Here is a 19253-nt window from a genome sequence, read left to right as displayed (position 1 = left end):
CAATCAAGGCTTATAGATAGCCTTCCTCTTCAAGACCAGATACACTAGATATAGGCTCTTTTTCCGAACAGTTTATGATTTTCCTGCAAACAGCTGCATAAAATAGAGCAAAGAAGGTGAATGAAATGCTGACAAAAGCAGAGGCACTGGCCCATTCAGTCATATACCGCAAGAACAGCAGATTTGATAAAGTCAAAGAAAAGTCTGAAGAATTAACACTAATCGGCAAGGGAAGAAGCGCCTATGTATTTGCCTTAACAGAAGGCAATCGAAACATGGCGCTGAAAGTATTTTTTCCAGAGTATCAGGCGACAGCCATCAAAGAAGCCGCGATCTATGAAAAATTAGCCGGGTCCGCATTCTACCCTGACATTTACGAAACTGGTGATTCATTTATTCTCATGGAATATATAAAAGGTGAAACCTTTTATAACTGTTTGAAGAAAGGCATTGCGATCAATGACGACATGATTCAGCAGGTTGAAGAAGCACTGTCTGACGCCCGGGCAGCCGGTCTGAATCCGTCAGACATTCATTTGCGGAATTTGATATTGACAGAAACCGGCACAGTGCGGGTGATTGATGTTGCAAGATTCGAACAGACCAAAACGTGTACGCAGTGGGACGATTTAAAATCAGCGTACCATGCGCTCTACAAAAAACCGATATTCCCCAAAAAGATTCCGGGTTTTTGGCTGGAAATTATCGCATTTTTATATAAAAAAGATTGGTTTCAAAAGCATTTCGCACAGCGGAAAAGAAAATATTCTTAAATTGAAAAGGCAGCCGCTTGAGCGGCTGCCTTTTCAATTTATTTTTACTTTCTGCCAGCAGAAATCATTTTCATTTGTTCAGGTGACAGCTTAATCAGATAGCCCCTCACAGTTAAGTAAACCGCTTTTGAGTCTTCCTCTCTGGAATGACAATACATTTTCTCCATTTCTGTCTCCCCCCACCCTTTATTTGTTTATTTCATCATACCAGCACTTTATTGAGCAAATTTTAAGGAAATGTAAAGATCGTATGAAGGAGAGAAACAAGAAGTTCACACATGAATATGCCGTAACATCCAACTTATCATATTGTTTTCTTCGATATCGCCGGTTGTCAGTCATCTGTTAAACTCTTATGTATCCCGTAATACCTTGAGCTTAGAGCGGCCAGAGGCGAACTTGTGAATGAAAACAATCTATCTACGGTAATGATCTAGACAGCAGTCCCATCCTGATCAATCACAATACTATGAAAATCGGCAATCACGATTTACATGATATGGATGAAACGTATGAATGATGATCATCGGATACATACAGATCCGCCGCAGGCGCCACTGAAGTGATGAAACATGAATCAAGATGAACAGAACTAGTGAAAAACGACCTAACTATAGATTGACACACCTTGGCCATTTGCTGTTAAAAGACTTTATCAAAAATTCCCTCAGTTGCCTTATAAAACAACGCGGTATCTCCTTTTCCCCTACTATTAATAATTACCCGTTATATAATGTGACAAATCAATTGTAGAAATAGTTCGATTAGCCCAAAATCCTTGTTATATATGTATTTAATATGTGCGAGGAGGAAGCTTGATGGCAGATTTTGTTACTCATTTAAACGCGGTCTTATGGAGTACGCCCGTCATTTATATGTTATTGGGAGTCGGATTGATCTTTTCTATTATGACCCGTTTTTTACAAGTCAGACATTTGAAAGAAATGATTGTTCTGATGTTCAAAGGGAAGAGCTCTAAAGCCGGTGTTTCTTCTTTTCAAGCATTATCGATTGCACTGTCCGGCCGAGTGGGAACAGGAAACATCGCGGGTGTGGCGACAGCAATCGCCTTCGGCGGACCCGGTGCGGTGTTCTGGATGTGGGCGATTGCCTTTATCGGTGCGGCGAGCGCCTTTGTTGAGTCAACTCTTGCCCAAATGTACAAAGTGAAACAAGACGGCCAATATCGAGGCGGCCCCGCTTATTATATCGAAAAAGGATTAGGCATTAAGTGGTTTGCCATCATATTTGCCGCTGCTGCCCTTATTGCAATGGCCCTGCTGATGCCGGGCGTACACAGTCCAACTCTATTGCGGCCGGCGTCCAAAATGCATTTGGCATTTCTCCTGCCATCACAGGCGGTGTTCTCGTTTTATTGTTAGGAGTTATCATTTTTGGCGGCGTCAAGCGTATTGCCAGTGCTGCGCAAATGATTGTTCCGTTTATGGCCATTGGCTATATCCTGCTGTCTTTCATCATTATTGTTATGAATATTTCTGAATTGCCTGCAGTGATTTCATTAATTTTCAAAAGCGCGTTTGCATTGGATTCCGCTTTTGGCGGCCTGATCGGCATGGCGATTTCTTGGGGTGTCAAACGAGGCATTTACTCAAACGAAGCCGGCCAGGGAACAGGCCCGCATCCGGCGGCGGCCGCAGAAGTTTCCCATCCGGTCAAACAGGGGCTGGTTCAGGCATTTTCGGTTTATATTGACACCTTATTTGTGTGTTCAGCTACAGCTTTCATGATCCTATTTACCGGGATGTACAATACCCACTCTGCAGATGGTTCTTTTATCGTGCATCACCTTAAAGGCGTAGAGGCTGGACCTGGTTTCACTCAAGCGGCCATCGACAACGTCCTTCCCGGATTTGGCGCTGGTTTTGTTGCTATCGCTTTATTCTTCTTCGCATTTACAACGATTATGGCGTATTACTATATCGCAGAAACAAATATCGCCTATTTAGCCCGAGGCAGGGATGGCAAATGGGCCATATTTGGTTTAAAACTGATTATTTTAGCAGCGACGTTCTACGGAACTGTAAAAACTGCTTCACTTGCTTGGGCATTAGGTGATGCAGGGCTTGGCATTATGGTATGGCTGAACGTCATTGCGATCGTGCTGCTTGCCAAGCCAGCGCTAATCGCTTTAAAGGATTATGAGCGCCAAAAGAAGCAGGGCTTAGACCCGGTCTTTGATCCGAAAGCGCTGGGCATCAAAAACGCTGATTTCTGGGAGAAAGAATACACACAGGAAAATGAGCGTGTCTCTTGAATACACCAAAACGGGCTCGATATGATATCGTGCCCGTTTTTTTATGAGCGCCAATTTGTATATACTTCTTGAACATCATCGTCATCTTCAAGGATGTCGATCAATTTTTCCAGTTTCTCAACAGCCTGATCATCGGCTTCCGCATAAGTTTTCGGAAGCATGGTCACCTCTGCCGAAGAAATTGGATAGTTCGATTCGAGAGCTGTTTTTACGCCTTCAAAACGCTCGGGCTGCGTTAATACCACATAATGATCTTCTTCTGTCTGCAGCTCTTCTCCACCTGCTTCCAGCACATCAAGCATGAGCTCATCTTCATCTATTTGATGTTCTGCACGGTCAATCGTCATAAATCCCTTCCGTTCAAATAAAAAGGACACACATCCGTTTTCCCCCAAACTTCCGCCGTTTTTATGAAACGCCGTCCGCACATTTGAGGCTGTTCGGTTTTTGTTATCTGTAACACATTCAACCATGACGGCAACCCCGGATGGGCCGTAGCCCTCATAGGTGATTTCCTCATAGCTGCTTCCGTCTTGGTTCCCCGCGGCTTTTTGAATGGCTCGGTCTATATTTTCATTTGGCATATTGGCGCCTTTTGCTTTTTCGATGACAAGACGCAATGCTGAATTTGTTTCAGGATCAGCTCCCCCTTCTCTCGCTGCCACATAGATGTCTTTCGCAAGCTTCATAAATATTTTCCCGCGCTTTGCATCCTGCGCATTTTTCCTTTTTTGTATGTTTTTCCACTTGGAATGGCCAGCCATGCTTTCACCTTCTTTTGACATTTTCTATGTACACTTTAATGGTTATTTTTCGCAGATGCAAAGAAAAAGGCTGCCGAGCGGCAGCCTTTCAGTCTAGCGGGTGTTCATTTTGTGCAGCTTTCTGAACAGCCCTTTATCTGTCGACACTTGAACGTCACGGCCATTCGCATAGTTGCGTGCGGCTTTTGTAACATTATTCCTGTCGGACTGAGTGAACTCTCTGTGGCTTCTGACTGCGACAACCACTTTGTCATCCGTTACCATTACTTGGGTGTCAATGACGTTTTTGACTTGTTTCACCCGGTTGGCAATTTTTGCAGCCAGTCTTCTGTTTTCCTGGTTTTCATATCCGTTGTTTGTCGCATTTCGATTCATGTTTCTGTTATTTGTGTAGTTATTTGTTCCGTCAGTTGCCAAGGGAACACGATCATCAGCAGTAACACCGTTACGGTTATTCACATTAGTCGTGTTTCGGTTACCGTCGTTCTGGTCCTCCATTAATTCTGTAACAGGACCATCGTTATCGATTCCTTCTCCCTGTCTGTCAGCATCATTTTCATTTGTATAATATCCAATTGGACGGGTATTGCCGTTATTGCGCGTATCATTCTGAGCATTATCGTTTGCTCCGCATGCTGTTAAGCCGGCTGTCATTAGAATCAAGCTCGCGATCGTCATTTTTTTACCCAATGGAAAAACCCCCCGTGGACGAATTGAGCATGTTTGCTCTGTATTATCATGCGCGTCCGAGGGGCATGTTAAGCTTGTCAGTTCTGTCCATTTGCAACAGTCTGCGCGAAACAAAAAAAAAGGAACGATTTACATCGTTCCAAATCATCACTCATTTTCTTCTTCCGGCCGGCCAAACATTTGGTTGACAGAAGGCTGATTCGCCATTGGCATAGAAGCTCCGTCCGCATAGGGATTTGGGTTTGGATTAGCTGCGCCATACGGCATATAAGGGTTTCCATAAGCTCCCGAATAGCCAGGTGCGGAGAAATATGGCTGATGATTATCGTCACAGCCGCAATCGTCGGGATCATTGTACGGCATGTAGCCAGGAACCGCAGACGGCTGGTATGCTCCCATCACTTGAGGACTCCCATAATAAGGGCCATACGGCATTTGTCCATACGGAGATCCATAAGCCGGAGATGCATATTGAGGCGCTCCGTATGAACCGTAATGTCCGTGATGGCTGTTTTCATGATGCTGGTTTTCAAATTGGCCCGGATCATACTGAGGCGATACAAAGCTTGGCTGGTATCCATAAGGCTGAACCATTGGATAAGCATGTGCCGGATAGTACGGATAGCATAATCCTGATCCCGGAAGGACTGGTGAAATAGGGACCGGACATGGAACGCAGTGAGCCGGATAATGATAATAAGGCTGAACAGCCGGCCCCGGCATATTCGGAACTGTGTGATGAATATTTTCTTCTTCCATACCGCCTACCTCTGGCGCCTTTGGCATATTGGGCATATTTGGATAATTTGCATTTTCCATATTACTCATAGCCTCCTGTTGTGGAAATTGATCTTGCATGTGATGCATATGATCCATATTTCCGTCATGATGTTTTTTCGGCTCCTCCGGTTTAGGAGGCGACCACGGCTGGAAAAGCTGTTTCATATCATAGTAATCGTTCACATCAGCCTCAGGATATACATTTTCCTGCAAATTAGGCATCGGCGGGACATACGGCACAGACTCCTTTTCTTTCGGCTTTGTGTCTTCTACGTCAACAACGGACTTAGGCTTTTCTTTCGCATATGGATGTTCTTGCTTCATACTCCCGGCCGAAGCCGGACTTTTGCCTGCTAATGGCTCTTTTCTGACCGGTACAGCTTCAGACGGCACTTTTATTTTCATTCCAGGCATGATTAAGTCTGGATTGCTAAGCTGCGTATTGAGTTTTTTCACTTCCTCAATATCAACTCCGTATTTTTCAGCTATTTTCCAGAGCGAATCGCCTTTTTGAACGATATGGATTTTCAACGTTTTCCCCTCCTATGCAAAACGTGAACAGTTCAGCTGAGATTACAATATGTTTCTTCACAACATATGCCCAAACAAAAGAAGTTATGAGTCAGGAGGGGAAATATTTCTGATTCTACGTAATTGAAAGCATACGGTTCAGGGCAAGGAGGGCATCTTGCTGAATGGCTTTCGGCACCTTGATCACGCCTGACGGATCTCCTTTTTCTATTTGTTCCAAAGACCATAGCAAATGCGGCAAATCGATTCGATTCATTGTCAGACACGGGCACATGTCAGGGTTAAGTGATTCGATTTGTTTATCAGGGTGCTCGTGAATGATCCTCTGGACAAGATTCATCTCTGTTCCGATTGCCCACTTGCTTCCCGCCGAAGCCTGGTTGATTGTATCGATAATATATTTTGTTGAACCGCTGTCGTCACTTAGCGTTACGACTTCATGTGAGCATTCCGGGTGTACAATGACCCGAATGTCAGGATCTCGCTCTTTCACATCATGGATATTTTTCACGGTGAATTTTTCGTGAACTGAGCAATGCCCTTTCCACAAAACCACTTTCACATTCTTATGCTCAGATTCGGTAACTAATTCTTCTTTTATCGGATCCCACACAGCCATATCTTCAAGCCTAATGCCTAGATCATAAGCCGTATTTCTCCCTAAATGCTGATCAGGCAAAAATAAAATTCGTTTTTTCTGTGTAAACGCCCATTCAAGCACTTTTTTCGCATTTGAAGAAGTCACGGTCGCCCCGCCATGCTTACCGACGAAAGCCTTGATCTCCGCAGTGGAGTTTACATACGTTAAAGGTATGATCGTATCTCCGAAAGTATGCTGAAGCTTCTCCCACGCCCTATTGGTCTGCTGCATGTCAGCCATGTCAGCCATGGAACACCCTGCTCTCATATCGGGCAGGATAACCGTTTGTTCCGCGCCTGTCAGCATATCAGCGGTCTCTGCCATAAAGTGCACACCGCAAAATACAATATAATCCGCATCTTTATTTTTTTCGGCGATTTGAGCCAGTTGAAGGGAATCGCCTGTTTGATCAGCAAATTTTATCACTTCATCTTTTTGATAATGATGGCCCGGTATAAAGAGCCTGCTGCCGAACTTTTTCTTAATGGCGGCAACACGAGTTTCCATATCTTTTCTCGACATTCCTTTGTAACCTTCAGGCATCATATCATTCGATTGTTTTATCACATCAAGAATTGACATAATGGCATTCCTCCACAGATTCATTTGATAATGTGACATCCATGCTGATATCTAAACTCTTGACCGAATGCGTCAGAAACCCTAATGATATATAATCCACACCCGTCCCTTTAAAAGCAGCCAAAGTTTCTAACGTAATCCCTCCTGAAGCTTCAATTTTGATATGGTCGGGTGTAAGAGTTGCGAAATGGCGGACCGTCTCTGGCGGACAGTTGTCAAACATAATAACATCTGCTCCTGCATCTATTGCTTCCCGCAGCTGTTCCTCCGTTTCAATTTCCACTTCGATTTTCACCATATGCCCAGCGGCTCGGCGCGCTTTTTGGCACGCCTCTGTAATAGAGCCGCAGGCCGCAATATGATTATCTTTGATCATGATGCCGTCATATAAACCGAACCGATGATTAGACCCGCCGCCGGCTTTGACAGCGTATTTCTCCAGCATTCTCAACCCCGGTGTTGTTTTTCTCGTGTCACAAATTTCAATCTGTTCATCATCCAGCCGCCGCACAGCCTCCCCTGTCATTGTCGCAATTCCAGAAAGCCTCTGAATAAGATTTAATACGACCCGCTCTCCTGATAGAAGCGCAGCTGCCGGACCGCGTAACACGGCAATCACTTCACCTTTTCGCAAAATGTCTCCATCTGTTTTATGTAAACGGGTTTGAACATCTTCGTCTAATAACATAAAGCCTTCTTTTATCACGGCAGCTCCCGCAAAGATGCCATCTGACTTTGCAACAATCTTTGCTTCACAGCTCTGTTCTCCAAATATAGACTGCGATGTAAGATCCCCCATCCCTATATCCTCAAGAAAAAAGTGATTCAGCATTTTTTTCAGCTGTAAATGATTCATTTTTCCAAATCCCCTCGTTTTTTCTAATCTTTGTTCCGGTTTTTGTATGGACAATTTGTCTTCCCTGCCAGCGCTCATCAGAGTGGGGAAAGTCGGTGCGAAAGTGGGCCCCTCTGCTTTCCTCCCTCAAAAGCGCGGACGATGTCATTAGTTTTGCAACCTGCCATAAATGAGAAAGCTCCAGCTGAGATATTGTGATATCCTTCACATTCACTTCCTGATAAGGCAGCATATGAAGCCAGTTGCTTAGCTCAACCAAACTGCTTTGTTCCCGCAAGATGGACATGTGGTTTGTCATTCTGCTTTGCAATTCATACATCTCTGTATTCGGCACCCTGTATACTATAGTTTGTGGAGCAGATTGATATCGGCTGTAATAAGCCGGTTTTTGCATCATATGCTCTGCTGCCCTTTTTCCAAACACCAGGGCCTCTAATAAGGAATTGCTCGCAAGCCGGTTTGCTCCGTGTAAACCGGTGCATGAGGTCTCACCAACTGCATAAAGCCCCGGGACTGTCGTTTCCCCCCATTGATTAACTAAAACACCTCCCATCAAGAAATGCATTCCCGGGGCAACAGGTATTTTTCCGCTTTTTATATCAACCCCTGCTTTTTCACAAATAGCGGTGATGGTAGGGAAACGCGCTTCGAAATCAGAAATCGCGCTGCAGTCGATATAAACGCTGTTTCCTTTTGCCATTTCTTCATGAATTACCCGTGAGACGATGTCCCTTGGAGCCAGGTCACCTAAAGGATGCCGTTCAACCATAACCCGGCGGCCGTGTTCATCAACTAAACATCCTCCTTCCCCTCTTACAGCTTCAGAAACAAGCCCGTAGGAAACACCGTTTTTCACAAGCAGTGTCGGGTGAAATTGAACAAACTCTAAATCAGTTAATTCCGCTCCGGCCCGATAAGCCAGTGAAAGACCGTCACCTGTGACAGATGGATCGTTTGTATGGTGAAGAAATAGGCTCCCGCATCCGCCGGCCGCCAGCACCACTTCATCCGCATGCCTTACCTTGATCCGCCCTTGGCTGTCTTTTGTCATGACGCCGATACAGCGTCCGTGATCAATTAGCAAATCTGCCGCCGTTTCATGCTCGATTAACTCGATTTTGCTGTTGACCTGTTTCAGCAAATACTCGACAAGCAGCCTGCCTGTTGCGTCTCCCCCTGCATGAAAAATGCGGTTGTGCGAGTGGGCTCCTTCTCTGCCAAGACATACATCGCCTTGATCGTTGCGGTCGAATGGAAATTCTCTTTCCAATAAGTTTTGAATGATCCATTTCCCATCATGTAAAACGTCTGCTGCAATAGCTAGATCGTTATGCCCGCACCCGGCATACAACGTATCCTCCAGATGGGCTTCAATTGAATCAAGCTCTGCATAAGCCGCAGCAATTCCGCCTTGTGCATAGACTGAATTGCTGTTTTTGACGCTTTTTTTTGTGATGACAGTCACTTCGTATGAGGGCGGAAAAGCTGACGCTAAGGAAAGCGCCGCAACCCCTGAACCGATGACTGCAACCGTCTTTTTAGACATATGCCACCCTCCTGTTGTTTACACCTGTCTTGACACCTATATTTACACAACGATAGAATAAACTCAAGAGTTTTTTATGAGAACGGATGGAGGAAAGACCGGATGATTTATTTAGATTATGCAGCGACAACGCCTATTTGTGAGGAAGCCCTTCACGTCTATCAGAAGCTTAGTATGGATATGTACGGCAATGCCAGCAGCCTGCATGACGCAGGTGGAAGAGCAAAACACATATTGGAGTACTGCCGCGAAAAAATCGCTGACATCATTGGCGGAGAAGCAAGCGGCATCTATTTTACAAGCGGCGGCACTGAGTCCAATTTTCTAGCCATTCAATCATTGCTAAACGGACTGCCAAAATCCAAAAGACATTTCATTACGTCTGCCATGGAACATCAATCCCTGCACAATTGTGCCGGATTTCTGGAACAGCATGGATTCGATGTAACCATCATTGAACCGAATGAATACGGGCTTATTACCGAGGAAATATTAGCAGCCCATATCCGCCCGGAAACAGGTCTGGTATCTATTCAGCATGCCAACTCTGAAACCGGGATTATTCAGCCCATTCAGCGTCTGTCTTCCTTTCTGCACAAAAGGGATATTCTTCTCCATTGCGACGCTGTGCAAACGTTTGGAAAAATCCCAATTCATACAGACCAACTAGGGGTGGATGCACTCTCAATGTCCAGCCATAAAGTCCACGGGCCTAAAGGAGTAGGTGCGGTCTACATTCGGCCAGGTGTGCCTTGGAAACCCGTCTATCCTATTACCGCGCACGAACAAGGATTCAGGGCCGGCACGGTGAATGTTCCCGGGATCGGAGCCTTCACTGCCGCTGCGGAGTTAATTGTAAGTGAAATGGATAAACAGTTATCCCGCAATAAGGCATTAAGAACATACTTTTTAGACCAAATCAGCATTCGGTCTCTCCCTGTAACCCTTGCGGCTGACACTTCACAAACGGAATGTCTTCCCCATATTGTCGGGTGTTTATTTCACTCATTTGAAGGACAATATGTTATGTTAGAATGTAATCGGAATAATATTTGCATTTCAACGGGCAGCGCTTGTTCCGCCGGTTATCACGGACCATCTGAAGCAATGAAAGCATTAAGAAAAACAGAACAAGAAGCCCTGCAATTTATCCGCATCTCTTTTGGAAGGCATACAACGGCTGAACAACTGGATCAGTTGTTACATACGTTTACATTGCTTTGGGAACAAAAGAAAGGAGAATTTGATATTGACCGAAGAATTAAAGCTCATGGGCGCCAACAGGCGTAACCAGCTTCTTCTGTGGCTGAAGGAATCCACATCACCGCTAACAGGAGGAGAACTCGCCAAAAAAGCGAATGTTTCAAGACAGGTAATTGTTCAGGATATATCGCTCTTGAAAGCGAAAAATGAACCGATTATCGCTACAAGCCAAGGATATGTGTATATGGATGCAGCCGCTCAGCAGCACCAGCAGACAGAAAGAATTATCGCTTGTCTGCACGGCCCTGAACGGACAGAAGAGGAACTGCAGATCATCGTGGACGAAGGTGTTACCGTAAAAGACGTAAAAATTGAACATCCCGTCTACGGAGATTTAACGGCAGCCATCCAAGTAGGGACCCGGAAAGAAGTAAGCCATTTCATCAAAAAAATCAATTCTACGAATGCCGCCTATTTATCACAGCTGACTGATGGCGTGCATCTTCATACACTGACAGCACCCGATGAATACCGCATCCATCAAGCCTGCCAAGCACTTGAGGAAGCCGGCATTTTAATTAAAGACTAAAAAAAGCCCTTTATTGGGCTTTTTTATCATTGGTAAGACTGATATGCACCAAGAAGCTTCACGTTGCAGCCAAGCGCTTCGAGCTCTTGCATGGCACCTGGAATCAATACATCATCAAACGCTTTTTCTATATCAATAATAAAGAAATAATGGCCTAATCCGGTTTTTGTCGGACGCGACTCAATTTTTGACAAATTTAAGTTTCTCCAAGAAAATGCAGACAGCACTCTATGGAGCGCCCCGGACTCATCCTCCGGAAGCATGACCATGAGGGTCGTTTTAGGTCTTGAACTCAGTTTTGAATTCACTTCAAATGATATGTTCGCATCAGGAGACAGGATAACAAATCTCGTATGATTATCCCTGTAATCCTGTATATCTCGTTTGACAATTTTTAATTCGTATGTAGAAGCTGCCATGTCATTGGCAATGACCCCGATATTCAGCTCAGGATGATCACTGACAAATTTTGCTGCCGCTCCGGTTGAATTGGCATATTCATACGGAATGGAAGGTAATTGAGAATGGAGGAATTTATGGCATTGCGCAATCGCGTGTGAGTGCGAATAAATTTTGTCGAGCTCTTTCCATGCATCCTCTCTTGAAGGGTGGACGAGCAAGTGCTGATGAATTGGCAACGTCATTTCCCCTACGATTGGCAAGGGCTTTTCATGTATTAAATAGTCTATCGTTACATTTACCGATCCTTCTAATGCATTCTCTAAAGGAACAAAAGCAAAATCAACTTCACCTGCAACTGCCGCATCGATACACTCAGGTATTGTGCGGTAAGCAACGTGTTCGGCGCCGTTTTGAAAACAAGAACTGACTGCTAAATGTGTGAATGTTGCTGCTGGACCTAAATAACCGACTTTCATGACGATATTCTCTCCCTTATGCACCTGAACCTAATATTTCAACCTTTTCTACAAAATCAAACTTTCTGAGTTTATTCATTAACGTATGAATGTCCTCTTCCATTGCAGATGTACTGATAGACAGTGTCACATTCGCCCTGCCTTGAAGCGGTATGGTCTGGTGAATGGAAAGAACGTTGCTTCCAGAATCGGCTACCGCCTGCAGGAGCTGAGATAACGCGCCCGACCTATCCTCTAAATGAAAGAAAAGTGTGATAATTTGCTCTTTAACCATCGTATAAAATGGAAAAACAGCATCTCTGTATTTATAAAACGCACTTCTGCTTAAATCCACCTTCTGAACGGCGTCTGCCACTGAATCTGCTTTTTTTCGATCAAGCAGCTTTTTGACTTCCAATGTCTTTCTCATCGCATCGGGCAATACATCTTCACGGACAAGATAAAATGTCTCCTCTTTCATTTGCACCCCCCCTTTAAAATAGAGAGCCTGACATCCAGGCTCTCCTCTCAGTCACATTAATCAATAAATTCAAATTCGAATTCCAGAAGCCTGATGATATCTCCATCCTTGGCTCCGCGTTCTCTAAGCGCTTCATCAACACCCATTCCGCGCATCTGTCTAGCAAACCGTTTAACCGATTCATCACGGGAGAAATCAGTCATCTTGAATAACCGCTCAAGACTGTCTCCAGAAAGCACATAGACACCGTCTGGATCGCGTGTAATGTTAAATGGCACTTCTTCATTTTCCATCGTGTACATGACACGGTTTTGTGTAAGCTCTTCCTCGTCATACAGCGGGAATTCCGGCGTGTTCTCAAGCTGATTGGCGACTTCAAACAGAAGCTCACGAAGACCTTCTCTTGTCACCGCACTGATCGGGAATACCGGGTAATCATCTGTCAGCTTTTCTTTAAAGGCTTCAAGATTTTCCGCAGCCTGCGGCATGTCCATTTTATTTGCAACGATAATTTGCGGACGCTCAGTGAGACGCAGATTGTACTCACTTAGTTCTTGGTTAATCGTGACATAATCCTCATACGGATCGCGGCCTTCCAAACCGGACATGTCAATAACGTGAACAATCACCCGCGTCCGTTCAATATGGCGCAAAAATTGGTGGCCAAGTCCGACACCTTGATGTGCGCCTTCAATCAGTCCAGGCAAATCAGCCATAACAAAGCTGCGTCCGTCATCTGTTTCAACCATGCCGAGATTCGGGACAAGCGTTGTGAAGTGATAGTCGGCAATTTTCGGTTTTGCGGATGAGACAACAGACAGCAAAGTCGATTTACCCACGCTCGGGAACCCAACTAGTCCGACATCCGCAAGCACTTTTAATTCAAGAACAACATAACGTTCTTTTCCCGGCTCGCCGTTTTCTGAAAGCTGAGGCGCGGGATTAGCCGGTGTGGCAAAGCGGGAATTCCCTCTTCCGCCTCTCCCGCCCCTTGCGATAACAGCCTGCTGGCCGTGTTCAGTTAAATCAGCAATGACCTGCTTTGTATCATCATCTGTCACAACGGTGCCTGGCGGAACTTTAATGACCATATCATCTGCATTTCGGCCGTGCTGGTTTTTGGACATGCCATGCTCGCCGCGAATTGCTTTAAAGTGTTTTTTATATCTAAAATCCATCAGGGTGCGGAGACCTTCATCCACTTCAAAAACGACGTCTCCTCCATTTCCTCCGTCACCGCCGGCAGGACCGCCTTTCGGTACATACTTTTCTCGGCGAAACGCAACCATTCCGTTGCCGCCGTCGCCGCCTTTTACATAAACTTTGACCTGATCTACAAACATAATGTCCTCCGTTCTAAACCGTTAAAAACTCCGCTAGTCCAACCCAATTTCAATCAAGCATTCATGACCTGTGATTTCAAAACGCATGATATCAATACCCTCAAAGCAATTTTGCCGAATCTCATCAAAAGCAGCTGGATCGGCAAAGGCGCCATGAAAATCAAGATACATAATCAGCTGTCTGTCAGGATGATCCGTTTGAAGCGAAACCGTTACATGATTCTCGCTCTCTCTGCTGACAGCTTGATCAAACAGAGAAAACAGCTTTCTCATCAGCTTCGTCAGCTTTTGATCATAAGCCGATAAATCCTTAATTTCTCCAAGGACTTCATATTCAAGCGTCATATAATGGGTTTTCCAATTAAACGTCAGAAAATCAAACGCCAATTGCGGTGTTTTCAGGTTTGAGAGCTTTGATTCGTGCTTTGCGTCTATAACCATTTCTTCAATCATTTCAAAAACGCGGTCATACTTCTGCAAGCTTAAGTTTCCTTTAATAAGCTGCAGCTTATTCATCCAATCATGCCGAGAATGGGCAAGCAGATGAATCAGTTCGTTTGTTAATGCCGTATCGCTTATATTTTCTTCTTGTTTTTTTGAAACATCCTTCATTTTCGCACTCCCAATCATTTAATTTCTTATTTAGGAGTCTGTATAAGTGTGTATTATGAATTATAACAGAGAAGGCTTTGTTAGAAAAACAATTGTTTTTCCCAGAAATATCATGTTCCTTTTTTTCTGGCTATGGTTGATTTGCAGCCAGGCAGAACATTTTATGTATTACTGCTTGGGGAACATATCCAGTGGGTTTGAGACATATATTCTCATTCTTGGCGGGGTCTGCTCGCACATACTCTGCATTTCATTCTTGATGTTTACTCCGCATTATTGCAAAAAAAACTCCAGTCATCATCGACCGGAGTTTTTTGAATCATTATTGAGCTACAGGATATACGCTCACTTTTTTGCGGTCACGTCCGAAACGTTCGAATTTAACAGTTCCGTCGATTTTCGCGAAAAGAGTGTCATCTCCGCCGCGGCCCACGTTTTCACCTGGGTAAATTTTTGTTCCGCGTTGACGGTAAAGGATAGAACCGCCTGTTACGAATTGACCGTCAGCACGTTTAGCACCTAAACGTTTAGACTCAGAGTCACGTCCGTTCTTTGTAGAACCTACTCCTTTTTTAGAAGCGAAAAACTGAAGATCTAATCTAAGCATGTAGCTCACCTCCTATATTATGTTTGTGGTCACACGCAAGTTATCTTTGTAATCTCGTTCGATTGTCTCCAGCGAAACAATCATGCCTTCAATCAGCAGCTGAGCTTTTTGGCGCGCCTCCGGATCAAGAGATTCAGGGAATTCAAAGTAAAAATAACCCCCGTCCTCCCCTATATCAAGAAGCGGCTCGAAGCCCGCGAGCACAATGACTGCGTTAACAGCTCCAAACACAACGGCTGTCACTCCGGCACAAACAAGATCTTGTCCATGTTCAGCAAAATTGGCATGGCCTGTCATTTCAAAAGACAATATGCCTTTGTCATGAGACCTTCTGATTGTTGCCTGAATCATGCTTACGCGTTGATTTTTTCGATCGTCAATTTAGTGTAAGGCTGACGATGACCTTGTTTTTTATGAACGTTTTTCTTTGCTTTGTATCTGAAAACAGTGATTTTTTTCGCGCGGCCTTGTTTTTCAACTTTAGCCGTTACTGTTGCGCCTTCAACTGTAGGGTTGCCGACTTTCACGTTGTCTCCGCCAACAAACAAAACGTCTTCAAAAGTAACTGTTTCACCTGCTTCAGCAGCAAGTTTTTCGATGTAAACAGTTTGGCCTTCTTCAACTTTGATTTGTTTACCGCCTGTTTTAATGATTGCGTACATTCTCTGCACCTCCTATTAGACTAAGACTCGCCAGACACCAGGGGGCTTTAAAGCTCTTAACACCTGTACTGAGCGGTTGTAGCAATGGTGCTACATCCATAACATTAAAAAATATACCAAAATACAAGACGTTTGTCAATCCATTTTAGTAAGGCAGCAGCAGTTCCTCCATAGAAGAATTCGTCCGCTTATCGGCAAAGTAAGCGTGCAGGACTTCATTCTCGTCAAGCTGGCTCAGTTTCTGCCCTGATTTCTCTATAATAATCGGGTGTTTGCATCCGCGCTTGAACTCGGCCATCACATGATAGACTTTGTCCTCTGCCTTTACAGTGAGCGGCAGCAGTTTTTCAAGCTCACGGTTTTTTCCGTAATACCGCTCAAGGAGAAATCTCACATGGATATAATGCCTTTGCCTGTATTCCTCAAACAAAGAAACAGCCAGAAAGACAAACAAAACCCATGCGCTGATTTGCAGAGGAACCACAAATAAAACCCAACACCCCAGCAACAGGCAGAAGCAGAGCGATGTTTTTAAATGAAGCCGGTGGGCTCTTTGAAAAGGAAGCTGCTTGGAAAACAACAGAAATAACAATTTTCCGCCATCAAGCGGCCAGATCGGCAGCAAATTCACAAATAAAATAGAAAGATTATAAAAGGTGAAGAGTTCAAAGGTATGCTGATGAATCACTGAGAATTCTGCAAGCGTCCAGGCAGCAAGCTGAAGCCAGATATGCTGAAGAGGGCCGGCAATAATGACCGCAAACTCTTCCTTTAGCGGCCGATTCCCGTGCTCTTCCACTTCCACCGTTCCGCCAAACGGCAGCAAAAAGACACGTTTGATTCTCCAAGAAAAAAACACGGCCAGAGCAGCATGCCCCAGCTCATGGACCAGTACAATCAGAAGCAGACATAATAATGCTTTCATATGGCCTGTGACTAGGCCCAGCGCAGCGATAATCCACAAAAAAGGGTGCACATGTATCTTCAAAATAAGGTCAATCCATTTATTCAAATGAAATCACCTGTATCGGATCAATAAATCTATCGCCGTCTTTCATGGCAAAATAATAGACCCCTTTATGATGGTCATCCAATTTAATTGAGCCGAGTTTTTTGCCTTTATCTACAAAGTCATATAACGCAACATCGACATCTTTCAGTTTGCCATAAATACTGTAGGTATTATCCGCATGCTGCACCTTAACCGTCAGTCCCGTCTGGCTGTCTTTGCTGACTTCAACTACATAGCCTTCTTTTATGCTATCAATTGTATCACTGCTTGTTTCGACTTTAATCCCTTCCCCATTGTCCTGAAAATCCTGCTGCACTTTCCCGGATGCAGGCGCAACGAGATCTTGGCTCACTTCGACCTGCCGATCCTTATTTTTATGTTCAGGGGCCAGAAAAGCAAGAGGATTGCCAAATTTCGTTTCAAACCAATGGCTTGCTGAGGCAAATTGAAATTCAGTTTCGAAGGTTTTGGCAACGGCAGGTTTAATCTGGCTGACAGGCCCAATGTTTGTTTTATAGGCTATGGCGGAAACGAGAACAAGGCAAGCCGACAGAAGACATTTCAAGATTATTGAATCTGTTTTCACCAGAGGGTGTTTTCCGTTGAATGTCGAGATGCTATCTTCATAGACCGGAAGAGTTCCATGCTTTTCCTCATCGGTTACCTTCACCCAGGACGGGGGGGGCTGCTTTTCAGAAACTGTCTGAGTAGAGGAACGTTTTGAGCCGGTAAGCTGTTTTCTTCTTTTCTCTAACCGTTTTCTGATTTCATCTGCTCTGTGACTCATTGCCATCATCCTTTGCATTCGTAGGGTTTGTACATCATATGTCTTGTCCATGGCAAATATTCGTTTTACTCAAGCACAAAGCAGACAAAAAAATCTGACACAGCATTCGCTTTGTCAGATTCTTCTCTTTGATTCTATTATGATCTTACTCCGAAAAATGACTTAATCTTAGCCATCATTCCTTTGTTTTGCTCTTCAAGCATCTGCAAAGGAACCGATTCACCTAAAATGCGGCGGGCAATGTTGCGATAGGCAATGGAAGCGCGGTTTTTCGGGTCCATTGCAATCGGTTCGCCGTGATTGGAAGCTTTAATGACTTCATCATCATCGGCCACGATTCCGAGCAAATCGATCGACAAATGCTGTACGATTTCATCGATATCCATCGAGTCACCGTTTTTCATCAGGTGATTTCTAATTCTGTTGACAACGAGACGCGGCGGTTCAATGTTTTCCTCTTGCTCAAGCAGCCCTATAATACGGTCAGCATCACGAACAGCTGAGATTTCAGGCGTTGTGACCACAATCGCTTTGTCAGCTCCGGAAACGGCATTTTTATATCCTTGTTCAATTCCGGCAGGACAGTCTATGATGACATAATCAAATTCCTGTTTGAGCTGTTGGACCATATTTTTGATTTGTTCAGGAGCAACAGCTGTCTTATCGCTCGTTTGAGCAGCGGGCATCAAATAGAGCAGATCATCGAAACGTTTGTCTTTTACGAGCGCCTGATGCATTTTGCATCTTTCCTCTACAACGTCAACAAGATCATAAATAATTCTATTTTCAAGACCCATTACAACATCTAGGTTACGCAGCCCTATATCAGTATCTACTAAGCATACACGCTTCCCTAAAATGGCTAAGGCGGTACCGAGGTTCGCAGATGTTGTCGTTTTACCTACTCCGCCTTTTCCCGAAGTTATTACGATAGCCTCACCCAATTCACATTCCTCCCTCAAGCCTTGTTAGATCAGGTCTTAAATGAGCCAAATGTTGAAGGCGTTCAATGACCATATTTCCGTCTGTATCTAAGTAAGCACATTCCATTTCGTTCCCTTTTTGAATGTGGTCTGGGGAGCGATTTAACACGTGATTGATTCTTAATTGTGTCGGCAGCATTTCAGAGGCGGCGATGACCGCTTGATTATTTCCGTTACATCCGGCGTGCGCGACTCCTTTCAGTGAGCCCAGAATGAAAATGTTCCCTCCGGCCCTGACTGTTCCGCCTGGATTCACATCCCCGATCAGGAGCAAATCTCCTTTTACCTGCAGCACTTGGCCTGACCGGACAATTTTTGAAACGGAAACAATTTCAGCTTCCTCTTTCATACGCTGTGCTTCTTTTTTAGTAATGACTTCACTGTCAATAGAATGAACAAACAAATCCTTCTTTGACGAGATCAATTCGGTCAGCTGTCCCTCTTGCTCTTTATATAAAAAGCGATTTCCCAGCTTCACATGGACGCTGATTTTCTGGCCTTTACCATCCGTATATTGTTCAATTGACAGCATATTCTGAAGACCATCGAGAAGCTCATCAAAAGAACACGCATCATCCAGATGCAATGTTAACCCATTCTTTGTTCCTTTTATTGTTACATATTGCTGCTTTTTGGTCTTCACAATATCACCTCAACAACATACTCATTTCGTCAAAAAA

Annotated in this window: 21 protein-coding genes, 2 pseudogenes and 1 other annotated feature; of the genes and pseudogenes, 5 read left to right on the top strand and 18 right to left on the bottom strand. The window is 44.4% G+C overall.

Annotated features, from left to right (window positions below; translation table 11 throughout):
- The first annotated feature begins 125 nt into the window (after positions 1-125).
- Entirely contained in the window at positions 126-773 is a 648-nt protein-coding gene (locus BV11031_RS04135) for a phosphotransferase (RefSeq protein WP_129550688.1), read from the top strand.
- A 44-nt stretch (positions 774-817) separates the two neighbouring features.
- Here BV11031_RS04135 and BV11031_RS04130 read toward each other — a convergent pair whose 3' ends face one another.
- Complete coding sequence (locus BV11031_RS04130; protein WP_010330286.1) at positions 818-940, bottom strand: hypothetical protein; 123 nt, start codon at positions 938-940, stop codon at positions 818-820.
- Positions 941-1591: 651 nt separating this feature from the next.
- Here BV11031_RS04130 and BV11031_RS04125 point away from each other — a divergent pair.
- Positions 1592-3048, top strand: a pseudogene (locus BV11031_RS04125) (alanine/glycine:cation symporter family protein).
- A 41-nt stretch (positions 3049-3089) separates the two neighbouring features.
- Here BV11031_RS04125 and BV11031_RS04120 read toward each other — a convergent pair.
- The 6 genes from BV11031_RS04120 to nadB form a co-directional block, all read right to left on the bottom strand.
- Positions 3090-3812, bottom strand: a complete 723-nt coding sequence (locus BV11031_RS04120) for a YebC/PmpR family DNA-binding transcriptional regulator (protein WP_010330285.1) — start codon at positions 3810-3812, stop codon at positions 3090-3092.
- Between the two features lie 93 nt (positions 3813-3905).
- Positions 3906-4502: a spore germination protein SgpA gene (locus tag BV11031_RS04115; protein ID WP_010330284.1), complete on the bottom strand. Its 597-nt coding sequence runs from the start codon at positions 4500-4502 to the stop codon at positions 3906-3908.
- Between the two features lie 147 nt (positions 4503-4649).
- Entirely contained in the window at positions 4650-5813 is a 1164-nt protein-coding gene (safA, locus tag BV11031_RS04110; protein ID WP_010330283.1) for a spore coat assembly protein SafA, read from the bottom strand.
- 115 nt (positions 5814-5928) lie between these two features.
- Positions 5929-7035 (bottom strand): quinolinate synthase NadA, encoded by a 1107-nt coding sequence (gene nadA / locus BV11031_RS04105; RefSeq protein WP_010330282.1) that lies wholly within the window; start codon positions 7033-7035, stop codon positions 5929-5931.
- Complete coding sequence (gene nadC / locus BV11031_RS04100; protein ID WP_010330281.1) at positions 7022-7891, bottom strand: carboxylating nicotinate-nucleotide diphosphorylase; 870 nt, start codon at positions 7889-7891, stop codon at positions 7022-7024. Before nadC ends, nadA begins: the two co-directional genes overlap by 14 nt.
- Positions 7845-9437 (bottom strand): L-aspartate oxidase, encoded by a 1593-nt coding sequence (nadB, locus tag BV11031_RS04095; protein ID WP_129550687.1) that lies wholly within the window; start codon positions 9435-9437, stop codon positions 7845-7847. The genes nadC and nadB overlap by 47 nt, the downstream gene beginning before the upstream one ends.
- A 102-nt stretch (positions 9438-9539) precedes the next feature.
- Here nadB and BV11031_RS04090 point away from each other — a divergent pair, with 102 nt between their 5' ends.
- Together BV11031_RS04090 and BV11031_RS04085 are read left to right on the top strand one after the other, a co-directional pair.
- Positions 9540-10727, top strand: coding sequence for an IscS subfamily cysteine desulfurase (locus tag BV11031_RS04090; RefSeq protein WP_010330280.1), 1188 nt, complete (start codon positions 9540-9542; stop codon positions 10725-10727).
- Positions 10687-11229, top strand: a complete 543-nt coding sequence (locus BV11031_RS04085; protein WP_010330279.1) for a transcription repressor NadR — start codon at positions 10687-10689, stop codon at positions 11227-11229. The genes BV11031_RS04090 and BV11031_RS04085 overlap by 41 nt, the downstream gene beginning before the upstream one ends.
- A gap of 26 nt (positions 11230-11255) precedes the next feature.
- Here BV11031_RS04085 and pheA read toward each other — a convergent pair whose 3' ends face one another.
- The 4 genes from pheA to BV11031_RS04065 are packed head-to-tail and all read right to left on the bottom strand — an operon-like array spanning position 11256 to position 14522.
- The gene (gene pheA / locus BV11031_RS04080; RefSeq protein ID WP_010330278.1) at positions 11256-12107 is read right to left on the bottom strand and encodes a prephenate dehydratase; all 852 of its coding nucleotides are present in this window, start codon (positions 12105-12107) and stop codon (positions 11256-11258) included.
- Between the two features lie 16 nt (positions 12108-12123).
- A complete protein-coding gene (gene thrR / locus BV11031_RS04075) occupies positions 12124-12567 on the bottom strand; it encodes a transcriptional regulator ThrR (protein ID WP_003222630.1) in 444 nt (147 codons plus the stop codon).
- 56 nt (positions 12568-12623) lie between these two features.
- A complete protein-coding gene (gene obgE, locus BV11031_RS04070; protein WP_010330277.1) occupies positions 12624-13910 on the bottom strand; it encodes a GTPase ObgE in 1287 nt (428 codons plus the stop codon).
- A gap of 33 nt (positions 13911-13943) precedes the next feature.
- Positions 13944-14522 carry a sporulation initiation phosphotransferase B gene (locus tag BV11031_RS04065; RefSeq protein WP_010330276.1) on the bottom strand — a complete coding sequence of 193 codons (579 nt, stop codon included), beginning with the start codon at positions 14520-14522 and terminating at the stop codon, positions 13944-13946.
- 77 nt (positions 14523-14599) lie between these two features.
- Between BV11031_RS04065 and BV11031_RS04060 the strand changes: the two are divergent.
- Positions 14600-14723, top strand: a pseudogene (locus BV11031_RS04060) (hypothetical protein).
- 121 nt (positions 14724-14844) lie between these two features.
- Here BV11031_RS04060 and rpmA read toward each other — a convergent pair.
- From rpmA to minC, 7 genes are all read right to left on the bottom strand, one after another.
- Positions 14845-15129 (bottom strand): 50S ribosomal protein L27, encoded by a 285-nt coding sequence (gene rpmA, locus BV11031_RS04055; RefSeq protein WP_003152662.1) that lies wholly within the window; start codon positions 15127-15129, stop codon positions 14845-14847.
- A 12-nt stretch (positions 15130-15141) separates the two neighbouring features.
- Positions 15142-15480, bottom strand: a complete 339-nt coding sequence (locus BV11031_RS04050; RefSeq protein WP_003229669.1) for a ribosomal-processing cysteine protease Prp — start codon at positions 15478-15480, stop codon at positions 15142-15144.
- 2 nt (positions 15481-15482) lie between these two features.
- Positions 15483-15791, bottom strand: a complete 309-nt coding sequence (gene rplU / locus BV11031_RS04045) for a 50S ribosomal protein L21 (protein WP_010330275.1) — start codon at positions 15789-15791, stop codon at positions 15483-15485.
- A gap of 13 nt (positions 15792-15804) precedes the next feature.
- Positions 15805-15879: a sequence feature (ribosomal protein L21 leader region), on the bottom strand.
- Between the two features lie 57 nt (positions 15880-15936).
- Complete coding sequence (gene spoIVFB, locus BV11031_RS04040; protein ID WP_121643002.1) at positions 15937-16803, bottom strand: stage IV sporulation intramembrane metalloprotease SpoIVFB; 867 nt, start codon at positions 16801-16803, stop codon at positions 15937-15939.
- Entirely contained in the window at positions 16796-17590 is a 795-nt protein-coding gene (locus BV11031_RS04035) for a M23 family metallopeptidase (protein WP_010330274.1), read from the bottom strand. Before BV11031_RS04035 ends, spoIVFB begins: the two co-directional genes overlap by 8 nt.
- Before the next feature lie 137 nt (positions 17591-17727).
- The gene (gene minD / locus BV11031_RS04030) at positions 17728-18534 is read right to left on the bottom strand and encodes a septum site-determining protein MinD (RefSeq protein ID WP_010330273.1); all 807 of its coding nucleotides are present in this window, start codon (positions 18532-18534) and stop codon (positions 17728-17730) included.
- A 1-nt stretch (position 18535) separates the two neighbouring features.
- Complete coding sequence (gene minC / locus BV11031_RS04025; RefSeq protein ID WP_010330272.1) at positions 18536-19216, bottom strand: septum site-determining protein MinC; 681 nt, start codon at positions 19214-19216, stop codon at positions 18536-18538.
- Between the last annotated feature and the right edge of the window lie 37 nt (positions 19217-19253).

Origin of the sequence: Bacillus vallismortis, from assembly GCF_004116955.1 — a bacterium.
Taxonomy (GTDB): Bacteria; Bacillota; Bacilli; order Bacillales; family Bacillaceae; genus Bacillus; species Bacillus vallismortis.
This window is presented reverse-complemented; position numbering and strand designations above follow the sequence as displayed.